This window comes from Deinococcus planocerae (assembly GCF_002869765.1).
Classification (GTDB): domain Bacteria; phylum Deinococcota; class Deinococci; order Deinococcales; family Deinococcaceae; genus Deinococcus; species Deinococcus planocerae.
The window spans coordinates 1-7284 of sequence record NZ_PNOR01000072.1 but is presented as its reverse complement, the minus strand read 5'-3'; the positions used below and the strand labels follow the sequence as shown (position 1 = coordinate 7284).

4 protein-coding genes and 2 pseudogenes are annotated in these 7284 nt (G+C 71.3%); 5 read left to right on the top strand and 1 reads right to left on the bottom strand.

Features of this window, described 5'->3' with window-relative positions; all coding sequences use genetic code 11:
* Positions 1-139: 139 nt before the first annotated feature.
* Positions 140-558, bottom strand: a pseudogene (locus A7B18_RS20725) (transposase); the annotation flags it as partial.
* A gap of 369 nt (positions 559-927) precedes the next feature.
* Between A7B18_RS20725 and A7B18_RS20720 the strand changes: the two are divergent.
* The 5 genes and pseudogenes from A7B18_RS20720 to A7B18_RS20700 all read left to right on the top strand — a co-directional run.
* A complete protein-coding gene (locus tag A7B18_RS20720) occupies positions 928-2334 on the top strand; it encodes a xanthine dehydrogenase small subunit (protein ID WP_102128563.1) in 1407 nt (468 codons plus the stop codon).
* Entirely contained in the window at positions 2331-4730 is a 2400-nt protein-coding gene (gene xdhB, locus A7B18_RS20715) for a xanthine dehydrogenase molybdopterin binding subunit (RefSeq protein ID WP_102128562.1), read from the top strand. Before A7B18_RS20720 ends, xdhB begins: the two co-directional genes overlap by 4 nt.
* A 1-nt stretch (position 4731) precedes the next feature.
* Positions 4732-5598: a xanthine dehydrogenase accessory protein XdhC gene (xdhC, locus tag A7B18_RS20710; protein ID WP_102128561.1), complete on the top strand. Its 867-nt coding sequence runs from the start codon at positions 4732-4734 to the stop codon at positions 5596-5598.
* On the top strand, positions 5595-6914 hold the full coding sequence (gene guaD, locus A7B18_RS20705; protein WP_102128560.1) for a guanine deaminase: 1320 nt from the start codon (positions 5595-5597) through the stop codon (positions 6912-6914). Before xdhC ends, guaD begins: the two co-directional genes overlap by 4 nt.
* Before the next feature lie 165 nt (positions 6915-7079).
* Positions 7080-7284 (top strand): annotated as a pseudogene (locus A7B18_RS20700) (NCS2 family permease); the annotation flags it as partial.

Sequence of the window (7284 nt, the reverse complement as noted above, 5' to 3'; positions counted from 1 at the left end):
GATAGGGCAGCAGGAAATGGTACGTCTCGTCGTCCACGTCACTCGGATAGCCTTGCCGGACCATTCCTCATTCTGCTAGCCCCAGAGTCCGCGCCTTCAACTTGGATTGCCTTCTATCCAGCCTCTAGGTGTGGCCCTCACCTGAGCGCCGCGACCCGGCGCAGGGTCCAGCACGCAGCGCCGTGCCGGGAACGTGCCCCTCGCCCGTCACCTGGAAGGGGCTGCGACAGATTGTCCGCGCCCCAAGAAGACCGCTGCGAACGACATCTCCGAACTGCTGCGCGCCCGGGTGAAGAGCCGCAAGTCATGGACAGCGTTCTCGAGGCATTGAGCGGCAAACCATCGTTGCGCCTGGGATCGTACGATCTCGGGCGGGGCAAAGTCGTTCGGCAGATACTCCCACTGTGCCCCCGTTCGACTGATCCACAAGAGTGCGTTCAGCACGTCTCGCAACGGATACTTCCGCTGCGGCGCATCCTCAGGACTCAGCGCCCAGTGGGGCAGCAAGGAGGGATATGTCTCATCATCCACCTCACTCGGGTACCCTCGTCGCGCCATCTCTCATTCTCGCCGCAGACGTCCACGGCTCAACTTGGATCGCCTGTTCCCCAGACTCTAGGACAGTCAACTTACCCGTCACGCAGGACGGTCACAGCGCTGCCCGAGGGGGTGACGTGGTGGTAGCGCCTTGGGCGCTGGCCCACTTGCTGCTGGCCCATGTGTCCACTCCACCCTCCAAACCCCTTGCAAACAATTAGGCGTCTTAGTACTATGGCCGGGTAGTCACAACCCAGACCACTGTTCTGCATGGATAACCAGCGGTCCGCCTCGTGCGTCAACCATGCGCTTGACCCCTCCCGGTCGGCGTGTGTCAGACACGAGGCGGACGCCTTTTTGGCGACTCACCGCCGGAGGAAAGGAGCCAGCATGGACAGCATCACCCTGACGGTGAACGGCGTGCCCCGCGAGGCGCGCGGAGCCCAGCCCCACACCACGCTGCTGAACTGGCTGCGTGACCAGGGCCTGACCGGCAGCAAGGAGGGCTGCGCGGAGGGCGAGTGTGGCGCCTGCGCCGTCCTGGTCGCCCGTCCCGCCGAGGACGGCGGCACCCGGCTGGAGTCGGTGAACAGTTGCCTCGTCCTGCTCGCGGCCCTGAACGGGCAGGAGGTCGTCACCGCCGAGGGCCTGGGGACGCCGGGCAACCTCCACCCGGTGCAGCGCGAACTCGCCGTGCGCGGTGGATCGCAGTGCGGCTACTGCACCCCCGGGTTCGTGGTGAGCATGGCCGCCGAGTACTACCGCGAGGACCGGCCCGCCACGGATTTCGACATCCACGCCCTGAGCGGCAACCTCTGCCGCTGCACCGGCTACCGCCCGATTCAGGACGCGGCGCTCGCGCTGGGCGGCCCGGCGCAAGGCGACGCCTTCGCCCGCCGCCGCGAGCGGCCCGCCCCCGTTCCGCGGGCCACCCACCTGACCACCCCCGGCGGCGAGTTCTGGCGCCCCACGACGCTCGCGGAGGCGCTCGACCTGCTCGCCGCGCACCCCGGGGCCGTGCTTCTGGCGGGCGGCACCGACTGGGCGGTGGACGTGAATCTGCGCCACTCACGCGCCGCCGTCACGGTCGCGCTCGACGGGCTGCCGGAACTGCGCACCCTGGCGTGGCAGGGGGGCCACGTGGAGATCGGCGCGGCGCTCAGCCTCTCGGAGGTCGAGCGGCGGCTCTCGGGCCGGGTGCCGCTGCTCGGGGAACTCTTCCCCCTCTTCGCCTCGCGCCTGATTCGCAACAGCGCCACGCTGGGGGGCAACCTGGGCACCGCCAGCCCCATCGGGGACAGCCTGCCCGTGCTGCTCGCCCTGGACGCGCGGGTGGTGCTGGCCTCCCGGGCGGGCGAACGCGAGGTGCCGCTCTCGGCCTACTTCACCGGCTACCGGCAGACGCAGCGCCAGCCCGGCGAACTCATCCGCGCGGTGCGGCTTCCGCTGCCCCTCGCCCCCGTCACCGGCTTTTACAAGATCGCCAAGCGCCGCTTCGACGACATCTCCTCCGTGGCGGTCGCCATCGCCCTGGATCTCGACGGCGACGTGGTGAGAACGGTCCGCATCGGGCTGGGCGGCGTGGCGGCGACCCCATTGCGGGCGCGCGGGGCGGAGGAGGCGCTGACCGGCAATCCCTGGAACGAGCGGACGGTGCGCGAGGCCGCCCGCGTGCTGCGGGGGGAAGGCACGCCGCTTGGCGACCACCGCGCCAGCGCCCCCTACCGCGCGGCGATGCTGGAACAGGCCCTGCTGAAGTTCTACTTCGAGAAGACCGCCCAGGAGGTGACCGGATGACCAGCCTGCATGAACGGCCCCCAGTGGGCGCCGTGGGTGAGGCCATTCCCCACGAGAGTGCCGAAGCGCACGTCACGGGGTACGCGCTGTATACCGACGACCTGGGGGTGCGGCTCCAGAACCTCCTCCACGCGTGGCCGCTCCAGGCCCCCCACGCCCACGCGCGGGTGACGCGGCTGAACGTCGCGCCCGCCCTCACCGTGCCCGGCGTGGTGCGGGTCCTCACCGCCGACGACGTGCCCGGCGTGAACGACGCGGGGGTCAAGCACGACGAGCCGCTCTTCCCGAGCGAGGTCATGTACCACGGCCACGCGGTCTGCTGGGTGCTCGCCGAGAGCATCGAGGCCGCGCGGCTGGGGGCCGAGGCCATCGATGTGGAGTACGGGCCGCTGCCCGCCCTGGTCACCATTCAGGAGGCCGTCGCCGCCGAGTCCTTCCAGGGAGGTCAGCCCACCCTGCGCCGGGGAGACGCCGCCTACGGGCTCTCGCAGGCGGCCCACGTCTTCGAGGGCGAGTTCGAGTTCGGCGGGCAGGAGCACTTCTACCTGGAGACGAACGCCTCGCTGGCCCACGTGGACGAATGGGGGCAGGTCTTCGTGCAGTCGAGCACCCAGCACCCCACCGAGACCCAGGAGATCGTGGCGCACGTCCTGGGCCGCACCAGCAGCGAGGTCACGGTCCAGTGCCTGCGGATGGGCGGCGGCTTCGGCGGCAAGGAGATGCAGCCGCACGGGTACGCCGCCATCGCCGCGCTGGGGGCGGTGCTCACGGGCCGCCCGGTGAGGCTGCGTCTCAACCGCCAGCAGGACCTCACCCTGACCGGCAAGCGCCACCCCTTCCACGCCCGCTGGAAGGTCGGCTTCGACGCGGACGGGCATCTGCTCGCCCTCCAGGCCACCCTGACCTCGGACGGCGGGTGGAGCCTCGACCTCTCCGAGCCGGTGCTCGCCCGCGCCCTGTGCCACATCGACAACGCCTATTCCATCCCCCACGTCGAGGTCCACGGGCGGATCGCGAAGACGAACAAGACTTCGCAGACGGCCTTCCGGGGCTTCGGCGGGCCGCAGGGAATGCTGGTGATCGAGGACATTCTGGGTCGCTGCGCGCCGCTCCTCGGACTGGAACCCCACGAACTGCGCCGCCGCAACTTCTACCGCCCCGGCGAGTCCACCCCCTACGGCCAGCCCGTGCGCCACGCCGAGCGGCTGGAAGACCTCTGGACCACCCTCCTGTCCCGCTCGGACTTCGCCTCCAGGCAGGCGGAGGTGCGGGCCTTCAACGCCGCCCACCCGCACGTCAAGCGCGGCCTCGCCGTCACGCCCGTCAAGTTCGGCATCTCCTTCAACTTCACGGCGTACAACCAGGCGGGCGCGCTCGTCCACGTGTACAAGGACGGCTCGGTCCTGATCAACCACGGCGGCACCGAGATGGGCCAGGGCCTGCACACGAAGATGATGCAGGTCGCGGCGACCGCCCTGGGCGTCTCGCTCTCCTGCGTGCGGCTCGCGCCCACCCGGACGGACAAGGTGCCCAACACCTCGGCGACGGCGGCCTCCAGCGGCGCGGACCTCAACGGCGGGGCGATCAAGGACGCCTGCGAGCAGATCAAGGGGCGGCTGGCGGCGGTGGCGGCGGGGTCGCTGAGCACGGTGGCGGCGAAGGTGGGGGGGCTGGGCGTCCACCCGCAGGACGTGCGCTTCGAGAACGGGCGCGTCTTCCCGGTCGGGCACCCCGAACTGGGGATGGACTTCCGGCAGGTCGTCCACGACGCCTACCACCTGCGGACCCAGCTCTGGGCGGCGGGATTTTACCGCACCCCCGGCCTGCACTGGGACCGCACCACCATGCAGGGCGAGCCCTTCAAGTACTTCTCCTACGGCGCCTCGGTGAGCGAGGTGGAGGTGGACGGCTTTTCCGGGGCGTACCGCCTGCGCCGGGTGGACATCCTGCACGACGTGGGAGACAGCCTCTCGCCGCTGATCGACCTGGGGCAGGTGGAGGGCGGTTTCGTGCAGGGGGCGGGCTGGTTGACGCTCGAAGACCTGCGCTGGGACACCACGGGCGGGCCGCACCGGGGTCGCCTCGCCACCCAGGCTGCGAGCACCTACAAGCTGCCGAGCTTCTCGGAGATGCCCGAGGTCTTCAACGTGGCGCTGCTGGAACGGGCCACCGAGAGCGGGGTGGTGTACGGCTCCAAGGCGGTGGGCGAGCCGCCCCTGATGCTGGCGATCAGCGTGCGCGAGGCGTTGCGGCAGGCGGCGGCGGCGTTCGGGCCGGAGGGGCGCGTCACCCTCCTCGCCAGCCCCGCCACCCCCGAGGCCGTCTACTGGGCGCTGGACGAGGCGCGGCAGGCGAGCGCGCGGCCCACCCCTCCCGCTCATGTGGCGGCAGACTGACATGCGCTGGCTCGAAGCGGTCCAAAGCCTCTCCGAACGCGGCGAACCGGGTGTCCTGGTGACCGTCGCCGCCGTCCGGGGACATGCCCCCCGCGAGGCGGGCGCGAAGATGGTCGTTGGCCCGGCGGAGAGCTGGGACAGCGTGGGCGGCGGCAACCTGGAGGCGACCGCCGTCGAGCGTGCCCGGGCGCTGCTCGCCTGCCGGGCGTCGGCCCCCGAACTCCTCACCCTGCGGCTGACCGACCGGGCCCCGAACGAGTACGGGCGCCAGTGCTGCGGCGGCGAGGTGACGCTGCTTCTCGAACCCCTGGCGACCGCGCGCCCACACCTCGCCGTTTTCGGGGTGGGGCACGTGGGCCTGGAACTCGCGCGGCTCCTCGCGCGGCTGGAGGTCGACCTCCACCTGATCGACTCGCGGGCGGGGCAACTCACCCCCGAACGGCTGGCCCCGCTGGAGGGCGGCCCGGCCCGCCTGCACGTCCATCACGCGCCGGTTCCCGAGCTGGCCCTGGCGGAGCTGCCCGCCGGAACCCACCTCGTGATCATGACCCACGACCACGCCGAGGACGCCGCCCTGTGCGACGCCGCCCTGCGACGCCCCGATCTGGGATTTACCGGACTCATCGGGTCGAAGGTCAAGTGGGCGCGCTTCCGGGAGCAGCTCCGGGCGGTGGGGCACACCGAGACCAGCCTGGAGCGCATCACCACGCCCATCGGCCTTCCCGGCATTCGGGGCAAGAGCCCGGCGGTCATCGCCCTGAGCGTGGCCGCGCAGCTTGGGCAGGTTCTCGAAGCCGCCGAACACGGCCCTCAGGAGGCGGCCCGCCTCTTTGCGCCCGTCAGCCCTGGCTCCCAGAGGACCCCATGAAGCTCTACCGCGCCACCCTGATGCACACGCCTGGGAACCCGTTTGACGCGCCGGACGCGCTGCATATCCTGGACGACGGCGCCCTGCTCGTCGAGGGGGGCCGCATCCTGGCCGCGTCGCCCTACCCGGACCTGCGCGGCGCGCACCCCCGCGCCGAGGTCGTGGACCTGCGCGGCGGCGTGCTGCTGCCCGGCTTCGTGGACACCCATGTCCACTACCCGCAGGTCCGGGTGCTGGGCGGGCTGGGGATGGGACTGCTCGAGTGGCTCGACCGCAACACCCTGCCGGAGGAGGCGCGCCTGGCCGACGCCACCTACGCCGGGGCGGTTGCGCGCGAGTTCCTGTCCGCCCTCGCGGCGAACGGCACGACGACCGCCCTGGTGTTCGGCAGCCACTACGCCGCCGCGATGGACGCCTTTTTCGGGGAGGCGGCCCGCAGCGGCCTGAGGGTGGTGGCCGGGCAGGTCGTCTCCGACCGCCTCTTGAGGCCCGAACTGCACACCACACCGGAGCGGGCCTACGCCGAGGGGAAGGCGCTGATCGAACGCTGGCACGGGACGGGCCGCGCCCTGTACGCCGTCACGCCGCGGTTTGCCCTGTCGGCGAGCGAGGGAGTCCTCGACGCCTGCGCGGCGCTGACGGGCGAGTTCCCGGGTGTGCGCTTCACCAGCCACATCAACGAAAACCCGCGCGAGATCGAGGTGGTGCGCGGGCTCTTCCCCGGCGCCCGCGACTACCTCGACACCTATGAGCGGGCCGGGCTGGTGACGCGCCACAGCGTTCTCGCCCACAACGTCCACCCGACCGGGCGCGAGCTGGACGTGATGGCGGCTCGCGGCTGCACCGCCGCGCACTGCCCGTGCAGCAACTCGTCTCTGGGAAGCGGCCTCTTCCCGCTGCGCCGCCACCTCGAGGCGGGCGTCCACGTCTCGCTGGGCACCGACGTGGGGGGCGGCACGGGCTTTTCGATGCTCAAGGAGGGGCTCCAGGCCTACTTCATGCAGCAGCTCCTCGGCGAGGCGGGGCAGCCGCTCGCCCCGGCACACCTGCTGTACCTGGCGACGCGCGCGGGCGCCCAGGCGCTCGACTTGCACGACCGGACGGGCGATTTCGGCGCGGGCAAGGCCTTCGACGCGGTGTACCTGCGCCCCCCGGGGGGCAGCACGCTGGCGACCGTGCTCCGGCACGCGGAGAGTGGTGAGCGCGCCCTGGCGGCCCTCTTCACCCTGGGAACCCAGGCGGACGTGGCCCGGGTCTGGGTGGAGGGCGATCAGGTGTACGAACGGCCCGCCACCCCCAGCGAGGTCGGCGTGTGAGCCGGCTCGCGCGTGCCCGGGACGCTCCCCCGGCTTGAATCAGGTCACGGCCACTGCGTCCCGGACAGGCCACGTCGGCTGCTCGGGTGGCCGTTCCATTCTCCCGAGTTCTCCAGCCTTCGAGGGCCTGCCCCAAGCCGAGGGCTTTCCGACAGGAGACCGAGCATGTCCGACGTTTCCGCATCCCGTTCCGCACCCGCCTCCGGCCTCGACCGCTACTTCGGCCTGAGCGCCTCGGGCTCGACCGTCTCGCGCGAGATGAGGGCGGGCCTGACGACCTTCCTCACGATGAGCTACATCCTCTTCGTGAACCCGCAGGTGCTGTCCGCGGCGATCAACGTGCCCAACGCCTTCGTGCAGCTCCTGATGA

Bases quoted from the DNA above. Each gene is read 5' to 3' on its own strand.
- A7B18_RS20720 (WP_102128563.1), top strand. From the start codon at position 928: ATGGACAGCATCACCCTGACGGTGAACGGCGTGCCCCGCGAGGCGCGC.
- xdhB (WP_102128562.1), top strand. From the start codon at position 2,331: ATGACCAGCCTGCATGAACGGCCCCCAGTGGGCGCCGTGGGTGAGGCC.
- xdhC (WP_102128561.1), top strand. From the start codon at position 4,732: ATGCGCTGGCTCGAAGCGGTCCAAAGCCTCTCCGAACGCGGCGAACCG.
- guaD (WP_102128560.1), top strand. From the start codon at position 5,595: ATGAAGCTCTACCGCGCCACCCTGATGCACACGCCTGGGAACCCGTTT.